The sequence below is a fragment of the Rhizobium sp. NZLR8 genome (assembly GCF_019685025.1).
In the GTDB taxonomy this organism is placed as follows: Bacteria; Pseudomonadota; Alphaproteobacteria; order Rhizobiales; family Rhizobiaceae; genus Rhizobium.
The window spans coordinates 217,066-233,420 of sequence record NZ_JABDVY010000005.1 but is presented as its reverse complement, the minus strand read 5'-3'; the positions used below and the strand labels follow the sequence as shown (position 1 = coordinate 233,420).

11 protein-coding genes are annotated in these 16,355 nt (G+C 62.5%); 3 read left to right on the top strand and 8 right to left on the bottom strand.

The window, feature by feature from the left end; translation table 11 throughout:
* Window positions 1-157: 157 nt before the first annotated feature.
* The 3 genes from HJB89_RS14100 to HJB89_RS14090 all read right to left on the bottom strand — a co-directional run bounded on the left by HJB89_RS14100 (window position 158) and on the right by HJB89_RS14090 (window position 4,525).
* A complete protein-coding gene (locus tag HJB89_RS14100) occupies window positions 158-1,696 on the bottom strand; it encodes an aldehyde dehydrogenase family protein (protein ID WP_207582199.1) in 1,539 nt (512 codons plus the stop codon).
* 65 nt (window positions 1,697-1,761) lie between these two features.
* Window positions 1,762-3,045, bottom strand: a complete 1,284-nt coding sequence (locus HJB89_RS14095; protein WP_207582200.1) for an FAD-binding oxidoreductase — start codon at window positions 3,043-3,045, stop codon at window positions 1,762-1,764.
* Between the two features lie 67 nt (window positions 3,046-3,112).
* The gene (locus tag HJB89_RS14090; protein ID WP_221150090.1) at window positions 3,113-4,525 is read right to left on the bottom strand and encodes a VOC family protein; all 1,413 of its coding nucleotides are present in this window, start codon (window positions 4,523-4,525) and stop codon (window positions 3,113-3,115) included.
* Window positions 4,526-4,626: 101 nt separating this feature from the next.
* On the opposite strand from HJB89_RS14090, the gene HJB89_RS14085 reads away from it, so the two are divergent.
* The 3 genes from HJB89_RS14085 to HJB89_RS14075 all read left to right on the top strand — a co-directional run bounded on the left by HJB89_RS14085 (window position 4,627) and on the right by HJB89_RS14075 (window position 7,230).
* On the top strand, window positions 4,627-5,535 hold the full coding sequence (locus HJB89_RS14085; protein WP_207582202.1) for a LysR family transcriptional regulator: 909 nt from the start codon (window positions 4,627-4,629) through the stop codon (window positions 5,533-5,535).
* 69 nt (window positions 5,536-5,604) lie between these two features.
* Window positions 5,605-5,841, top strand: a complete 237-nt coding sequence (locus tag HJB89_RS14080; protein WP_003567502.1) for an Lrp/AsnC ligand binding domain-containing protein — start codon at window positions 5,605-5,607, stop codon at window positions 5,839-5,841.
* Between the two features lie 210 nt (window positions 5,842-6,051).
* Window positions 6,052-7,230 carry a glycosyltransferase family 4 protein gene (locus tag HJB89_RS14075; RefSeq protein WP_221131708.1) on the top strand — a complete coding sequence of 393 codons (1,179 nt, stop codon included), beginning with the start codon at window positions 6,052-6,054 and terminating at the stop codon, window positions 7,228-7,230.
* Between the two features lie 21 nt (window positions 7,231-7,251).
* Here the strand turns inward: HJB89_RS14075 and HJB89_RS14070 are convergent, their stop codons facing one another.
* The 5 genes from HJB89_RS14070 to HJB89_RS14050 form a co-directional block, all read right to left on the bottom strand.
* Window positions 7,252-10,563, bottom strand: coding sequence for an oligosaccharide flippase family protein (locus HJB89_RS14070; RefSeq protein WP_221150089.1), 3,312 nt, complete (start codon window positions 10,561-10,563; stop codon window positions 7,252-7,254).
* 192 nt (window positions 10,564-10,755) lie between these two features.
* The gene (locus HJB89_RS14065; protein WP_221150088.1) at window positions 10,756-11,934 is read right to left on the bottom strand and encodes a glycosyltransferase family 4 protein; all 1,179 of its coding nucleotides are present in this window, start codon (window positions 11,932-11,934) and stop codon (window positions 10,756-10,758) included.
* A 43-nt stretch (window positions 11,935-11,977) separates the two neighbouring features.
* Entirely contained in the window at window positions 11,978-14,458 is a 2,481-nt protein-coding gene (locus HJB89_RS14060; RefSeq protein WP_221150087.1) for a glycoside hydrolase family 2 protein, read from the bottom strand.
* A gap of 16 nt (window positions 14,459-14,474) precedes the next feature.
* Window positions 14,475-15,455 carry a DUF1839 family protein gene (locus HJB89_RS14055; protein ID WP_207584402.1) on the bottom strand — a complete coding sequence of 327 codons (981 nt, stop codon included), beginning with the start codon at window positions 15,453-15,455 and terminating at the stop codon, window positions 14,475-14,477.
* Complete coding sequence (locus HJB89_RS14050) at window positions 15,446-16,354, bottom strand: amino acid--[acyl-carrier-protein] ligase (RefSeq protein ID WP_207582206.1); 909 nt, start codon at window positions 16,352-16,354, stop codon at window positions 15,446-15,448. The genes HJB89_RS14055 and HJB89_RS14050 overlap by 10 nt, the downstream gene beginning before the upstream one ends.
* Window position 16,355: the final 1 nt, after the last annotated feature.

Sequence of the window (16,355 nt, the reverse complement as noted above, 5' to 3'; positions counted from 1 at the left end):
AATCGCGATTGGCCAAAAAGGCGACGCCCCCTGCATGTCGCCCGGAAGTGTGCAGTGGTTCCGGATAGCGACACACTTCAAAACAAAGAGCTAACGCGCGTCGCATGAATCAATTGCATGCGACGCGCTTTAGGGAATGCCGCCCGTTGCAGCCGGCTTATTCGACGTCGAACTTGACGCCCTGCGCAAGCGGCAGCGTCCTGCCGTAATTGATCGTGTTGGTGGAGCGCCGCATATAGGCCTTCCAGGCATCCGAGCCGGATTCGCGGCCACCGCCGGTTTCCTTCTCGCCACCGAAGGCGCCGCCGATTTCGGCGCCCGATGGCCCGAGATTGACATTGGCGATGCCGCAATCCGAGCCGCGGGCGGAGACGAAGGTTTCGGCCTCGCGCATGTCGTTGGTGAAGATCGACGACGACAGTCCCTGCGGCACGGCATTGTGCAGCGCCAGCACCGCGTCGAAATCGCTATATTTGATCACATAGAGGATCGGCGCGAAGGTCTCGTGCTCGACCGGGCCGGTCTGATCAGGCATTTCGACCAGCGCCGGGCGAACGTAAAAGGCGTCAGTCGAACCATTGTCGACGCGGTCGCCGCCGGTCACCTTGCCGCCGGCCGATTTCGCTTCGCCAAGTGCTGCCTGCATCTTCTCGAAAGCCTTGCCGTCGATCAGTGGTCCCACCAGCGTGCCGGTTTCGAGCGGATTGCCGATGGTGACGGAGCCATAGGCCTTCTGCAGGCGCGGCACCAATTGGTCGTAGACGCTGTCATGCACGAAGAGACGACGCAGCGTCGTGCAGCGCTGGCCGGCCGTGCCCATGGCGGAGAAGGCAACGCCGCGCAACGTCAGGTCGAGATCGGCGCTTGGGCAGACGATCGCCGCATTGTTGCCGCCGAGTTCGAGAATGGCGCGGGCAAAACGCTGCGACAGCCGCGGACCGACGGCGCGGCCCATGGCCGTCGAACCGGTGGCGGAAACGAGTGGGATCTTCGGATGGTCGACCAGCACTTCGCCGACTTCACGGCCGCCGATGATCAAAGTCGATAGATTGGCCGGAGCCGTGCCGCCCTCGGCGATGAAGCGCTTCAGCGCCTTCTCGAACAGTGCCTGCACGGCAAGGGCGGTCAAAGGTGTCTTTTCCGAGGGCTTCCAGACGGTGGAATTGCCGCAGACCATCGCCAGCGCCGCATTCCACGACCAGACAGCAACAGGGAAGTTGAAGGCGGAGATGATACCGATCACACCGAGCGGATGCCAGCTTTCCATCATCCGGTGTTCGGAGCGCTCGGTGGCGATCGTCAGGCCGTAGAGCTGACGGGAAAGGCCGACCGCGAAATCGCAGATATCGATCATCTCCTGCACTTCGCCGAGGCCTTCGGATGTGATCTTGCCGACTTCGATCGAGACGAGACGGCCGAGTGCTGCCTTGGCGGCGCGCAGTTCCTCGCCGAGCAGGCGGACCAGTTCGCCGCGCTTCGGTGCCGGTACGGCACGCCATTCGAGGAAGGCCTTATGCGCCTCTTCGATCGCCGCATTCGCCTCGGCAACCGAATGCTCTCTGAGTTTGCCGATTTCCTTGCCGGTGACCGGCGAGCTGACCGACAGGGTGCCGCCGTGATAGCGGCCGGCATCGACGCCGAGTTCGGCAAGCAGCTTGGCGGTTTCGGTGGCGAGATCGAGGACGGCGATATTCATTGTCGTGGTTCCAATCTTATTATTCTCAGAAGCGAGTTTCGCTTCCCGGAAGCGTTTACCGGTTCTCAAAAGCGGGCATCGGCGAAATGGGCGACTTGAGCGCCCGCTTCGTACCATAGTTCCTTCAGCGCACGGAGCCTCGGTTCGGTCGGCGACGTCAGCGGCAGCGGCAGGTCGGCTTCGGCAAGCCGGCCGAGGATATGCTCTGCCAGCGTCCGGCCGAAGACCGTGCCGGGCGCAATGCCGCGGCCATTGTAACCCGAAAAGCCGACGACATTTGGCGCGAATTTGTGAAAGCGCGGCAGCGCATTGTCGGTCATGCCGATCTGGCCATACCATTCGCACTCGAATTCGACATCGCCGATAACCGGAAACAGCCGCTTCAGGGCGCGCTTGGCCCAACCCTTATGCACGGTGAGCCCGGTATTGCGCAACGCCCCGACACTGCCGAACACCAGACGTCCAGCCTGATCCATCCGGAAGGAGGAGAGGATTTCCTTGGTATCCCACGCGCCTTCCCGGCCCGCCAGGATCGACTGACGCAGATTGTGGCCGAGCGGCACGGTGGCGAAATTGAAATAGGGCAGATGCACCTGTTCGCTGCGCACCTGCTCCCACGGTCCGGTGCTGTAGGCGTCCGTCGCGACGATGATCCATTCCGCGCTGACTTCGCCGCTTTCGGTCTTCACCTTCCAGCGGCTGCCGTGACGCTCCGTTGCAACGACCGGACTGGATGTGTGAATGACGACGCCTGATTTGACGGCGGCATGGGCAAGACCGCGCGCATAGGCCAGCGGTTGCAGCGTTCCGGCGCGCATGTCGAGCAGCGAACCGGTATAGGCATCGCTGCCGATGCGTCTGGCCGTCTCCGCCGCATCGAGCAGCGTTACGGCGGCGCCGCGGGCGGACCATTGCGCCGCGCGTTCTTCGATCTCCTTCAGCCCGTCCGCACCGACAGCGCAATGCAGCGTGCCGTTGCGTTCGAGTTCACAGGCAACCCCGTGCCTGTCGATCAGTTCCATGACCAGCTTTGGCGCATTGCCGAGCAGCTCGAGCAGACGTTCGCCATGCACCGGGCCGAGCACGCCGGGCAGATCGTCGGGCATCACCCACATGCCGGCATTGATCAGGCCGACATTGCGCCCCGCCCCGCCGAAGCCGATCTCCTTGGCTTCCAGCAGCACCACCTTCGACCCGGCTTCGGCAAGATGCAGGGCAGACGACAGGCCGGTGTAACCGCCGCCGACGATGACGACATCGGCCGACACCGCGCCTGCAAGCGGCGAGGTGGCCGGTGGTTCGGCTGCGGTCTTTTCCCAGAGGCCGTGGGAGCGCGGATCATTCAGCATGGCTCAGTCCGATCGGAGCGAAATCGCGGTACTCTAACGCATATGATGAAGGGTTGAAGCCACCATTTTACGCGACGGTCTTCAGTTGCAGGCCCGCAAGACCGAGCGCCTCCATCGCCGCATCCAGCGATGCCGTCTGGCGTTCGGCATAAAGCGCCAGCTCGTCCTGGACGGTCCCGCCAAGTGCTGCCTCGAAGGCGTCGCGGTTCGAGCGGGTCGCATAATTCTGCTGCTGGTCGGCGCCGAGGTTCGACTGAAAGATGCCGGCTGCGCTGACCGGCAGGAAGTCTTCATAGACGATCGGGGCGAAGGCGAGGTAACCGTTGGTGATCAACGCTTCCGGATCGTCGGGCAGCGTGCCGCGGACGGCGGCGGCAATGCCAGCAGGTGTGGCGGAATAACGGAAGAAGGCCAGACCCTGCCTGCGCAGCTCTTCCCAGCTGTCCGGCAGCGCCTTGAAACGCTCGGCAAGTTCGCTGTCGTAGGCGCCGGCCTCGGCGCCGCCGGCGACGACCTGGACCTCGCCGCGAACCGAGGCGAGCAGCCGGTCGTAGAGCGCTCGGCCCTTGGCCGTCAGCGCCACACCGCGCTGTTCGATCTCGCCGAAGCGGGCAGTATGCGTACCCCGGATCGCACCGTCGTCATCGGAAAAGCCGATCCTTTCCTCCAGCGCCTTGAAACTCGTCTGCCGCAAGAGGATATCGCAATGACGGCGCGGTGGTCCTTCGATGACGGCCTTCGGCGTGATGCCGCGTTCCGGCATGCGGGCCTGGACTGCGTCGATATCCAGCGTGCGCGGCGTCAGGTGGTTAATATGCGGCCCCTTGAAGCTGACGACGTCGGCGATCAACCGGTGCGCATCGTGCAGGCGCTTGTAAGTCTTGGCGCTGATTGTCGCCTCACCGTGCCAGCGGAAGGTTTCGAGCGCCTCGGCGACGAATTCCACTGCTTCCGGCCCGGTCAGGCCGCCGTCCCGCTCATGACGCTCGATCAGCGCGATGGCGCGCGGCGTATAGATGCGCCGTGCCGCCAGAATGGCCGCCGCTTCGCCGCGCAGCCCCTCGTCTTCGATCAGCTCCAGCCGTAACAGCGAGGTAAAGACGCGGAATGGATTAACGTTGAGCGCAGCCTCGTCGACCGGCCGGAAGCTGGTGGAATGAACAGGCACGCCGGCAACCGAAAGATCGTAATAGCCGACGGCCTGCATTCCCATGACCGCAAACAGCCGTCGAATGGTGAAAAGTTCTTCTGCCGTGCCGAGCCGGATGGCGCCGTGGCGCTCGACATCGATGCGCTCCAGTTCGCCGGCGCGGGCCAGTCGCTCCCGCAGTTCGGGGTCGTTTTCGAGGCAGCCGGCATTCACATCCGCCACCAGTTCGATCAGCGTGCCGTATTGCGGCACCTCTGCCCGGTACATCTGCGACATCGCCTCGGTAAAGAGCGAACGGATACGGTCTGTGGAAACGAAGGCTTTCGGCATCGGGGACTCAGGCTCATTCCGCTTTTGCAGGATGAACCTCTTTACAAGCGTAACAAACCCAGAAATATCGACATTTTGGAAATAGCTCATTCTGAAGCGGAATGATCATGTTTGCTTCAAGACGATTTTTGCCATCGATTTCGCATCTCGCCGCCTTTGAGGCGGTCGCCCGCACCGGCAGCGTGACGGCAGCCGCGCGCGAACTCGATCTGACCCAGAGCGCCGTCAGCCGTCAGGTGAGCGCGCTGGAGCAGCAGCTTGGCGTCGAACTCTTCCGGCGCGAACGCCAGACCATGCGGCTGACGCTTGCCGGTGACAGTTATGCCCGTGAAATCCGCGAGGCGCTGCGGCGCATATCCAGCGCCTCGCTGAACCTGCGCGCAAATCCGTATGGCGGCACGCTCAATCTTGCCATCCTGCCGACCTTCGGCACGCGCTGGCTGGCGCCGCGCCTGGGGCGTTTCCTCGCCGCCAATCCCGGCGTCACCATCAATCTGGTGACCCGGCTTTCGCCCTTCGATTTCCGCCTCGATTCGATCGACGCCGCCATCCATTTCGGCCACCCGCACTGGCCGGGCGCCGAACTGGCTTTTCTGATGTCGGAGCGCACGGTGCCGGCCTGCAGCCCTGAGTTTCTGAAGCGCTACGCAATCTCCGGACCACAGGATCTGCTTTCGGTTCCGCTGCTGCACCTGACGACGCGGCCCGATGCCTGGGAGCAATGGTTCGCCGGCAACGGCGTTTCCTTCGAAAGCGTGCACGGCATGCTCTTCGACCAGTTCGCCACCGCCGCCCAAGCGGCGATCGCCGGCCTCGGCATCGCCCTCCTGCCGACATTTCTGATGCAAGAGGAGATCAGCCGCGGCGATCTCGTCGCCGCTGTCGACCGTGAAATGGAAAGCCGCGAACGCTATTATCTCGCCTTTCCGCCCGAGCGGGCCGACTATGCGCCGCTTGCCGCTTTTCGCGATTGGATCGTCTCGGAAGCGGCCGCCGATCCGGCCGCGTGACGAACGGCTTGCATCGGCATGGCGCTTTCGACCATTATGCCACCAACCAACCCTTTGCAGGAAATCCCCATGAAGCCGATCTTCGTCCAGCTCCAATGCGCCCCCGGCAAGACCTATGAGGTCGCCGATGCCATCTACCAGACCGAACTGGTCTCGGAGCTCTATTCCACCAGCGGCGACTACGACCTGCTGCTGAAGGTCTACATCGAAGAAGGCCAGGATATCGGCAAGTTCATCAACGACAACATCGCCAATATTCCCGGCATCGTCCGCTCGCTGACGACCCTGACTTTCAAGGCCTTCTGAAGCAATTCCAACAAAAGTGTGCTGCGGTTTTACGTCCGGAATTGCGTAAAAACAAAGATGCTCTGAATCAATCAGACGCGGTTAACCTTTTTCGCGAAGAATCGCCTTTCGGGACGCCGCTTAAACCGCGGCTTAACGCCGGAGAGATCTGGTCGTTGCTATAAGAGTCCCGCCTCAACTCGGGGCAACGTGCGCAGCTATAGGTGGAAAATGGCGATCGTCGAGGCAGATAGGGTGCGCGAGAAGGCGCAGCCGGAAACGGCGCCGCTGATCGTCCATGTCGTGCGCCAGTTCCTGCCCAACCGCGGCGGCCTGGAAGACGTGGTCGCCAATCTCGCCCGCCAGACTGTCCGGCGCGGTTATCGCGTCCGCGTGGTCACGCTCGATTCATTGTTCACCGCGCCTGAGGACAAACTGCAGCCGCGCGAAAACATCGACGGCATCGAGGTGGTGCGCATTCCCTGGTCCGGCAGCAGCCGTTATCCGCTGGCGCCTAAGGTTTTCCGTCATCTCGCCGATGCCGATCTCGTGCATGTCCATGCCATCGACTTTTTCTTCGACGCGCTCGCCTGGGGCCGGCTGCTGCATCGTAAGCCGATGATCGTCACCACCCATGGCGGCTTCTTCCACACGCGAAAATACGCGGCGATCAAGAAGATCTGGTTCCGGACGTTGACCCGCGCCTCGGCACTGGCCTATCGCAGGGTCGTCTGCTGCAGCGCGTCCGACCTCAAGCAGTTTTCGGAAATCGTGCCCGACAGCCTGCTGATCGAAAACGGCGCCGATATCGGCAAGTTCGCCGACACCGCTTCGCGCCGGGCAAAGCGCCGCATCGTCACCATCGGCCGGTTCTCGGTGAACAAGCGGCTGGACCATCTCCTCGATGCGATGGTCATGCTGACGACCCGTGATGCGGAATGGCATCTCGATATCGTCGGCGCCGAATCCGACCTGAACCGGGCGGATGTCGAAGCCGCGATCGAAAGCCGTAACCTCTCCGGCCTGGCCACCCTGCACGTCTCACCCGACAACGGCGCCATCCGACGGATCATCACGGATGCCTCGCTCTTTGCCTCCGCCTCTGAATATGAAGGTTTCGGTCTGGTGGCGCTGGAGGCGATGAGCGCCGGCCTGCTGCCGGTGCTGAACGCCAACGATGCCTTCGCGACACTTGCCGGCCGGCATCCTGCTATCATGCTTGCCGATTTCACCGATCCTGGGGCCGCCGCCACCGCAATCGAAGCGGCCTATGAAGGTCTTTCGCGCCAACCTGAGACCATTCGCGCTGGGCTTCTCGACGCTACGCGCGGCTATTCCTGGGATATCGTCGCCGGACGCTATATCGATCTCTACAGATCGTTGGATATCGTCGCCGTCGAAAACATCTGATCCTGTTTGCTGAAATTCCCGTCACGCTCTTGCGAGACGAATGATCTCGTCCAGCACGAATTTGCGCGACTGCGGCGGCGTCAGATTGTGGTCGGCATCCGGCAGCATCAGCAGCCGGACGTTCGGATAGCGGGAAAGCCTTGCGCCGCGCGGCCCGAAATGGAAATAGACATGATCGAGCCCAACATCGCCTTCGCTGTAAATCAGCGTCAGCGGCACCTTGCGTTTGCCGAACAGCGCGAAGGAATGCCTGACCTCGCGGGCGATATGGCGTCGGTCGGGAAGCAGCTCGAGCAGCGGCGCGATCCACGGCGACAACCGGCGGCCGGCGGCGATGACGACATTCTGCAGCGCCGAAACCACATCCACCTGGCCGCGCAGCAGCCGCTTCAGCGTATCGAGCCGCGCCAGGCGCTGGCCGTAGTCATCCAGGCTGCGGGGAACGGAAACGACATGCTCTTTGCGCACCGGGATCTTCGGATCCCAGTAGTAGACGAAGGGATTGATCGACACGACGGCCTTCAAACGCTCATCGGCGACCCCTGCGCGGAAGGCGAGATAACCGCCACTGCATCGGCCGGCGACCATGACCGGACCGGTGACGATGCTTTCGAGCAGATCGAGCGAGGCGACCGCGTCCGCGGTCTGCGTATCGGAGTAAAGCACCTGTTCCGGTGCATCCGGCCGCGGCGGGCTGTCGCCGACATTAGCGGAATCGAAGCGCAGCGAAACGACGCCTTGCCGCGCGAGCTCGCGGGCCATATCAACCGTCGTCCGTCCCCAGCCGGCATGCCGGTCATAGGCCGTCGACAGGAACAGCACGGCATTGCCCTTGATCTCGCCCAGCGGCCGGCTGACGACGCCGACCAGGTGATCATGGCTTCCGAAACGCACCGGCATTTCCGTAAAGCCGTCACCTGCAAGCGGCGGGTTCTCGATCGCTGCCGATGAATGGGCTGCGGACGTCTCCGTCGTCCTTGCCTCCAGCCACGTCGTCAACAGCGCGATGACATCAATCGGCGTCTTGGCAAACAGCGGATTGGTGGCGAGCTCGTCATAGCCCTCGAAAGCCCTCTGCTCGACATCGGCGCCAAGCGCCCTCAGCGCATCGGCAAAGCCGGTATCCTCGGCCTTCGCAGGACGTTCGAGGATCAGATAGCGCGGGGCTGCAAGCCCCTGCGGTGAAGCGATGCTGAGCTTGCCGAGCTCGGCAGCGATCTCCTCGGGCATGACCAACCCGGCGATCTGCACCTTTGCCGTCTGGACGTGCTCCTTGCCGAGGCCGAGATCGGCATCGATAATCCTGGACCACATGTTGAGTTCACGCAGATAGGCCCGGCCGCTCAGCACCGGGGCCAGCATGACCAGGCTGTCGACACCGTCGATCGAGGAGCCGATGCGCTGGGAAAGTGTTGCCCCAAGGCCCTGTGCGATGAGGATGACGCGGTCGCAGCCGCCCAGCGACTTCAGCTTGGCGGCGGCCGCACGGATCGAATTTTCCCAGGTCTCCAGCCTTGCCGGCAGCGCGCCGAAATCGAGCGCATCGCCGGTGCCGCGATAGTCGAAGCGCAGGCTCGGTACGCCGATATCGGAAAAATGCTCGGCCGCAACGCGGAAGAATTTGCGGCTGCACATCTCCTCGAAACCCCACGGGCTGACAAAAAGCACAGCCGCCGAACGTTTCTTCACTAGAGGATTCTCGGGCATGAACAACCCGACCGTGCCGTCGAATACGACAGGCAGGGCAGCGCTGCGTCCGGCACCCGCAGCCGGATCGAGCGAGAATTCGCCGGGCGCGACCTTGGCACGATCGGGATCGCCGGGAAGCCGCGGTGCAATGAAATTGATTGCGTGCTCCACAGGCCGGCGCAACAGCGACGGCATCTTGTCGAGAATGGAGCGCATGACGTCGACATCCTCGCCCGGCACGGCGCGCAGCACGCGGAGCGCCGCGAAATAGCAGACTGTACCGGCGACGATTGCAGCGACCAGTCCGACCGGGCCATGGAGGAATTCCAGCACGGAAATCGCCGCGCAAGCGCAGAGCACGGAGGCGAGTGTCACCTTCGTCAGGCTTGCGTAGAGACCCGAAAGCTGGGATCCGAATCCTGTCTGTCTGATCATCATCACCGACATCGCAACGAAAACGAGGATGCGCACGAGTGCGGCACCCTCGGCTGCAAGCCTAGGTACGATCAGTAAACAACCCGCTACCATGAGAAGGCCACCTATCACACTGATGTTCAGGCGGGAGCGGGCCCGGTCCATCGACAACAGATAGAGGCTGAGGATCTGCATGAAGGTATAGGCGGGCGCGACGAGCGCCAGCAGCGCCACCACCGTGCCGCTGCGGCGGAACGCCTCGCCGAACACCACAAGCACCAGCTCGCTGGAGATCGCTGCCAGCCCGAGGCTCATCGGCAACACGATATAGGCCATGCTGCGGGTAACGGCTGCGAAGACCTCGACCGGCAAGGTCGAATCGTCGCTGTTGTGACGCCGCTCGGAATAATAGGGCAGCAGGCTGCCGGTCATCTGGATCGGCAGTTGAAGGGCGATATTGGCGATCGACAGTCCGACGGCGTAGTAGCCGACCATCTCCACCGACCAGAACTGCTGCAGGAAGAGCAGTTCGAGCCGATTGAGGAAGATGGAATCGATGATGAACTGGATCGACAGGATAACGGAGGAGGAAGCGAGAGATTTCAGCGAAACCCCGCACCAGTCACGCCGCGAAAGAAGGATCGGCAGCGTAGCGAAAAACAGCACGAGCTGGCCGAGCGCATAACCGACGAGAACACCCTCGACGCCATAGAAAACGGCGCCGACGGCAACACCGGCGAGCTGCACAATCGAGACTGCGACCGTCAGCCGGAAGAAGGCACCAAGCTTTTTTTCGCCAATCAGGTAAAATTTGACGAAGGATCCGATCGCCTGGACGAAGAACAGCACGCCGGTAACCAGGGCGACGGACGGCGCGGTATCGGCCCAGTGCATCTCCTCGGAGGTCAGGAAAAACAGAGCGTAGAGCGCCAGCAGCACGACGGTCGAGAACATCATGAAGCTGACGAGGATGGCGGCAAAACCGCGCCGGCGGCGCGCGTCGTATCCTTCCGCAGAAAGTTGCGGTAGGGTCTTCAACAGCGTGATGCTGGAGCCGAGTTCGGCGATCGAGGCGCCCGTGACCACCAGCCAGAGCGAGAAGGCGACGATGCCGTTGGCTTCCGGTCCGAGCAGCCGCGCCGTTATGATCGATGAAATGAAGCCCGTCAGCAAGAGCAACATGCCTGCCGCCGCATTCATCATCGAATTTGCGATAATACCCTTCGACATCTGTCCATCCGCCAGGATCGGCCTAAAACGCGTCGCGATCTTTCAGATTCGCTCCTCGCGCTTTGGGCCTTTGTTTTTACGCATGCCGTTATCGCAAAACCGCTGCATACCTTTGCGCGACATGCTCTAAAGCCGGATACCCGCCACCTCTAATGCAAAAATGTTAAAATAAAGCGGAGTGGCGACCTCACCTTAGCTTGCCTGCATCGCCGATAGCTTCTGAAGCGCTTTCTCATAGCTGTTCTCAGCGAGGTAGCGCAGCAGGAAGGCCCGCGCCTTTTCAGCCTTCTCTCTCGCAAGCTCGGGCGCGCGGAAGATATCCCCGAGGCGCGCGGCCGCGGCTTCCGGAGAAGGATCTGCCCAGATCGCGCCCTCGAGCCCGGCAAAGTCCGGATGGGTATCGACGACCGGAATGAGGGGAGAGTCGACCAGCCATGTATTGTCCGGATCGCAGAAATCCGCCGTGCCCGACCAGGCGGTTGAGATAACCGGCGTGCGCTGCATGATCGCCTCGGCAACCGTCAGCCCGAACCCCTCGGAACGATGCAGCGAAAGATAGGCGTCGGAAGAGCGGATGAGGCCATTGATCTCGGCGTTCGACAGCCTGTCAGTGACGATTCTGATCCGGGCGTCACCCGCGACCGAAGCGACCAGTGCGCGCAGGCCTTTGTCCTTGTTCACATCGCCGCTGGCCTTCATCAACAGGAAAGCGCTTGGGGCCTCGGCGGCGAATATCTTGAAGGCTTCGATCACCGCCTGCGGATTTTTCCGGTTGATCGAGGAGCCAGCGCTGAAAATGAAGCTGACGAGAAAGGCGGCCTTCTCGATGCCGAACTTCTCCCGCATGCCTTCCGTTGCCGGCGCCGCGGTGACGGGATGCGGAACGACGATAACGGGTGCCTTGGTGAGCGGCGCAATCGCCCGCCGGGTGAATTCCGACGGCACGAAGACGGCATTCATATAGTGCATAGCGTTGCGCCACTCGGCCGGTACGACTTCGAGCTCCCAGGCGAAATACCCGATATTGAAGGCGCGGGTGAAATTCGCAACGCCCTTCTTCAGAATGGCGCGCGGCAGCATCGGCGGATTGAGATGCCAGATACGGCTTCCCGGCGCCTCGATCGAGAGAGGCGACGGTGTCCATCCGGCGAAGGACTCTTCGTCGGGATGCGTGCTGACGTCGGAAAGCGAAATCGCCCTTCCCGCCTCCGACAGAGCGCCGGCGCAAAGCCTTGCCGATTCGCCGACGCCGACAGCCATCGAGAGATAGCCGACGATTTCCACCGGCTTGCGCGGATTGAAGGCAAGCCGCGATCGCGGGATCAGCCGCTGCAGCACATGGGCACGCAAAAAGCGGTATGTCGTTCTCAAATCGCGGTCTTTCTCAATGGATCGGCATCGTTTTTCGCGAGATTCAGCCCGAGAGGGCGACACGATGCGAACTTCCCAGACTTCTAATCTCGCCTGCAGGCGCGATATCGCTTTCGGTGCCGGGCAGCGCCGAGAGCGTCACGCGCCGCATCGCACCGGGGGCGAGGTGGAACCAGTCGTCGTCGGCCCGGTAGCCTTCGACGTCGATATGCACCGATTGCGCCAGCCGGTCGGTCCTCAGATCGACGAACCAGTCGTCGCCGTCCCTGCCGAGTGATGCTTCGATGCCGGCATCATGCAACGCCTTCCCCCGTCCGCACGGGAAGTGGAAGCTTTCCGCGAGGATGGCGCCATCTGCCAGCGAACGCAGGCGCGCAACACTCGCATCATGCGACGGCGGCCCGAAACGGAAGGCATAGGTCGTATCGAAAAAGGCGCCGAACAGCGCGGTGCAGGCAATACGCTCCGTGTCCCTTGCGGCCAGCTTGAAAGCCCTGCTACCGCTGAGCACCTGCTGTTTTCCGTCCCGCAGGCAGATGACTTCGAGTTCCACATCGAGAGCGGCATCCGTCTCGTTGATGATGTGCACGTCGAGACCGTTGGTTCCCTCGTCGGTGAAAACCACCTGAACCGGCCGGAATGCACGGCGCATCGCATACCAGGCCGGCTTCGGCTCTCCGGTGGAATCGATCACCCCCCAGCCGGGACCGGGCAGCAGATCCTGCAACGTCCAGACGAGGGCGCCGTTACAGGAGGAGCCCTTGCGCCGCCATTCGGCAAAGGTCTCTTCGATCACTTCGCCGGTGACGGCGCGGGAGAGATCGAGATAATGCCCCGGATCTTCGCGGCGCAGCTGGGCCGGATCGAAGCCGTAGAGAAGCTGCAGATAGAAATCGCGAACATCCTCGAAATCCCAAGATGCGCTGCGGTCGCGTGGCACACGCGCCTTCCAGAGCGGGCTGTGCACAGCCGGCACATCGAGATGCCGTTGCAGCGTCCTTTGCTGCGGCACATGCGCGAAGGCGAGGCTCTCGGAGGCAAAACGCACGTTGGCGCGACGCGCGTCGGCAATCGGCAGCATATAGGCGCCGACGCCGTAATAATGGGCAATACCGGCATTGGGCGAAAACGGCATCGCTCCACCATGGGGCGAGTTCGGGACATAGGGCACGTCGGGACGCATGCGCGTAGCGATGGCCGGGATGATCTCATCTGTGACCGGCCCGCTCCAGAATTCCATGGGCAGACCCAGCATCGCCGCCTGCTGGTGGATTTCGCTGCCGCCGCAGAGCACTGCGAGGGAAGGCGACGCCTGGACGCCGTGCAGGAATTCCTCGACCTCGGCATGCACATGGCCGAGAAAAGCCTTGTCGTTGCGCGGATAGTCGAAATTGGCGAACATGAAATCCTGCCACACCAGCAGGCCGAGCTCGTCGCAGAGCGTAAAGAAATCGGGCGTCTCGTAGACCATGGTGCCGCCGATGCGGATCATGTTCATGCCGGCGCCAGCGGCAAGCCGCAGGAACGGCTCATAATCCGCCCGCCCGCCCGGCAGACGCGCGATATCGGCTGTCGTCCAGACCGCGCCGCGGCAGAAGATGCGTTCGCCGTTGACGGTGAGCGCGAAGTCGTCGCCGTCTTCGCCGTGGTCAACGTCGATCCGCCGGAAGCCGGTCCTGCCCAGCGGATATTCAACGCCGTCGGAAATCAGCGTCAGCTCGTAGAGGCGCGGAGCGCCATGCGTATGCGGCCACCAGGGCTCGATGTCGGAAAGCTTGAGGATAGCCGAGTAATGATTGTCGCCGATCTTCTCGAAGGGCTGCTCCATCCCGCCGCAGTGCAGCAGCATCGCGGGATGCTCGGCATTGCTATGCAGGGAAACGCTGAGGCGGCCGACGCCGCTTTCCTCCAACACCGCGCGGATGGAGACATTGTCGATCGAGACGGGATTGCGCCGCACCATCGAAATCGGCCGCCATGGCCCGACGGCATGGATATCGGGGCACCAACCCGGCATATGACCGAGCAGCGTCGTGCGGAAATTCTTCAGCCCCGCCGGCGTGATCATCTGCGGCCGCCAGCGTGCGCGCGGGCCCGGCTCCGACAGCCGGGGGCCGAGCGCCCGGAAGCATAGCGCCAGTTCGTCGCCGCCCGAAAGCGTCACCGGAATCTCGTGCGCCGTGAACATGCTCTCGGAAAACAGGATTTCTTGGCCGTTCAGGAAGACATGGCAAAGCGTCGCGAGCCCTGCAAAACGCAGGATTGCCTCGCCGGGCTCGGCATCGAAGAGTCGGCAGAGATACCAGGCGTCCCTGGTGTTCAACGGTTCGGGATTTTCCCGATCGAACAGCCCGGCCTTTTCCAGCGCTGCGGCGACGGTTCCGGGAACGGGCGCTGGGATGAGCCGCGCGGAGAGCGGGATATCGTGCGGCACGGCGCAGGCGCCCGGCTCCGTCAGGATCAGGTTCCAGCCTTCGGAAAGCAGACTTTCCTCGGCACCGATGCTTGCCAAACGCCCCCGCATGGTCAGATCTCCGGCCTCAGATTCGCCCCGCAAGCGACGCCATCATGGAATCCCATGCATCGGCAGCCGGATCAAGGGCTGCCTGCAGCGGTTCGAACTTCCGGCGAGCGATGGCACGGGCAAGCTGGAACTGCACGGATTTCGCCGTATCCGAAATGCGCCGGGCATGCTCGGCGGCCGCGGCGAATTCATCAGCAGAAAGCCAGACCAGATAATCGGCCGCCAGCTCGAAATTGGCGCCCACCTGGCGAAGCGTATTGAAGGCATATTTGTGGAAGAAGCCGAACGGCCGCTCCGCCACCGCTTCGACCTGCTGCGGAAAAACGCTTGCAAATGCACGGATCGGATTTTCGCTGGGACGCCTGTTGAAATGAACGCCGGCAAGCCGCCGGGCGGTCGCGCGCAGATACTTTTCATCAGCGGGCTTTTCCGGGAACCGGGCAAATTCCGCATAGGGCAGGAACGGCGGCTCATTCTCCGTCAGCTGCAGCTGGAACAGCCCGTTGAAATCCTCGCCTTCGAGGCGGAAATAGCCGGCATTGTGGAAATAATCGACACGCTTGGCGGCAACATCCAGCCGGTTGATGGCCACCGTCGTCTTGCCGTGCTCCAACAGGTAGGCGGTCCCGCGCGTATCCGGCATGTAGAAGGAATCCATCTCGATCAGGCAGAGACGGCCCCGCGCGATCTGAACTTCGACATGGCGTTCGACGCGGTCGTAAATGGCAAGCTCGGTCGCGCGAATGCCGTAGAGCGCTTCGAGATCTTCGAGCGGCACCTTGAAGAAGGTGAACTGGTCGCCCTCGAAATCCTGCGTCAGGGTGAAACCGAGCATCGCCTCGGGCGCAACGCCTGAGGTCGCCAGCACCTCGATCCAGAGATCGACATAGCAATTGGTTTCCGGCCAGGTACGCTCGCCGGAATGCAGCGCGTGCTGACGATAGGTCTCCGGGTCGATTCCCGAAAATACCGATGTCATCGACCGGCTCAACCCCACAGCGCTTTCCGTACGCTGGCCGGCCATTCCTTCACATCGAGCCCGTGATGATGGAAGAGAGCCAGCGCGATGCGCTCCAGTCCGAAGCCGACGCAGGCGGTGTGGGCGACACTGCCGTCTTCAAGATTGAGACCCCATTTCGTCCCGAAGGCATCCTGATGGTAGTTGAAGCTCATGCAGGCGGTCGGATTGGCGGTCGAGGTGATCGGGATCAGCAGTTCGAATTTCAGGTTCTGGTCGCGCTGGTTGTTGGCGAGCATCTTGCCGGCGCGGCCGAAGAACGGATCGTTGGCGATATCGATCGTCACCTCGAGGCCGACGGCCTTCATCATCTCGACACCGCGATCCATCCAGCGCTGGCGGAAATCGGTAACGTGCTCTTCGGTGCCCATGCAGACATATTCGCGCATGCGAAACAGCTGCTGGCGGGCCGGATCCTTCGACGGTTCGTGGCGGAAGCAATAGGATTGCAGGTCGAAGAGGCCGCCCGTCTTCGGCAGGTTGCCGCGCTTGGCGATCGTTGGATAGAGTGGATAACAGGCGGCCGGCGTCAACACGATGTCGGTCGCCTCCTGCCCCTTGGTCCAGTCCTCGCCGACCTCCATGCATTGCAGCAGACTGACATGATCCAGTTCGCTGCCGCAGAAGCTGTGCACCGTGCCGGCGAGCTGCGGAAAACTCTTCATGTAGCCGCTCGTCTCGAAGAAGGCGCGGTTCATGCCGGGCGGAAAGCGCATGGCCTCCGCGCCGTCGGCGCCGCCGAACGTGTCGATTAGGCGCTCGAAGGCAGCGATCACCTCTTCGAACTGGCCGCTGCGGCCATAGAGCCCATCGATGCCGGTATCGATCAGCAGCCCGGCTTCGAAAAGCCGGTCCAGAAACGAGGTCTGCATATCCATG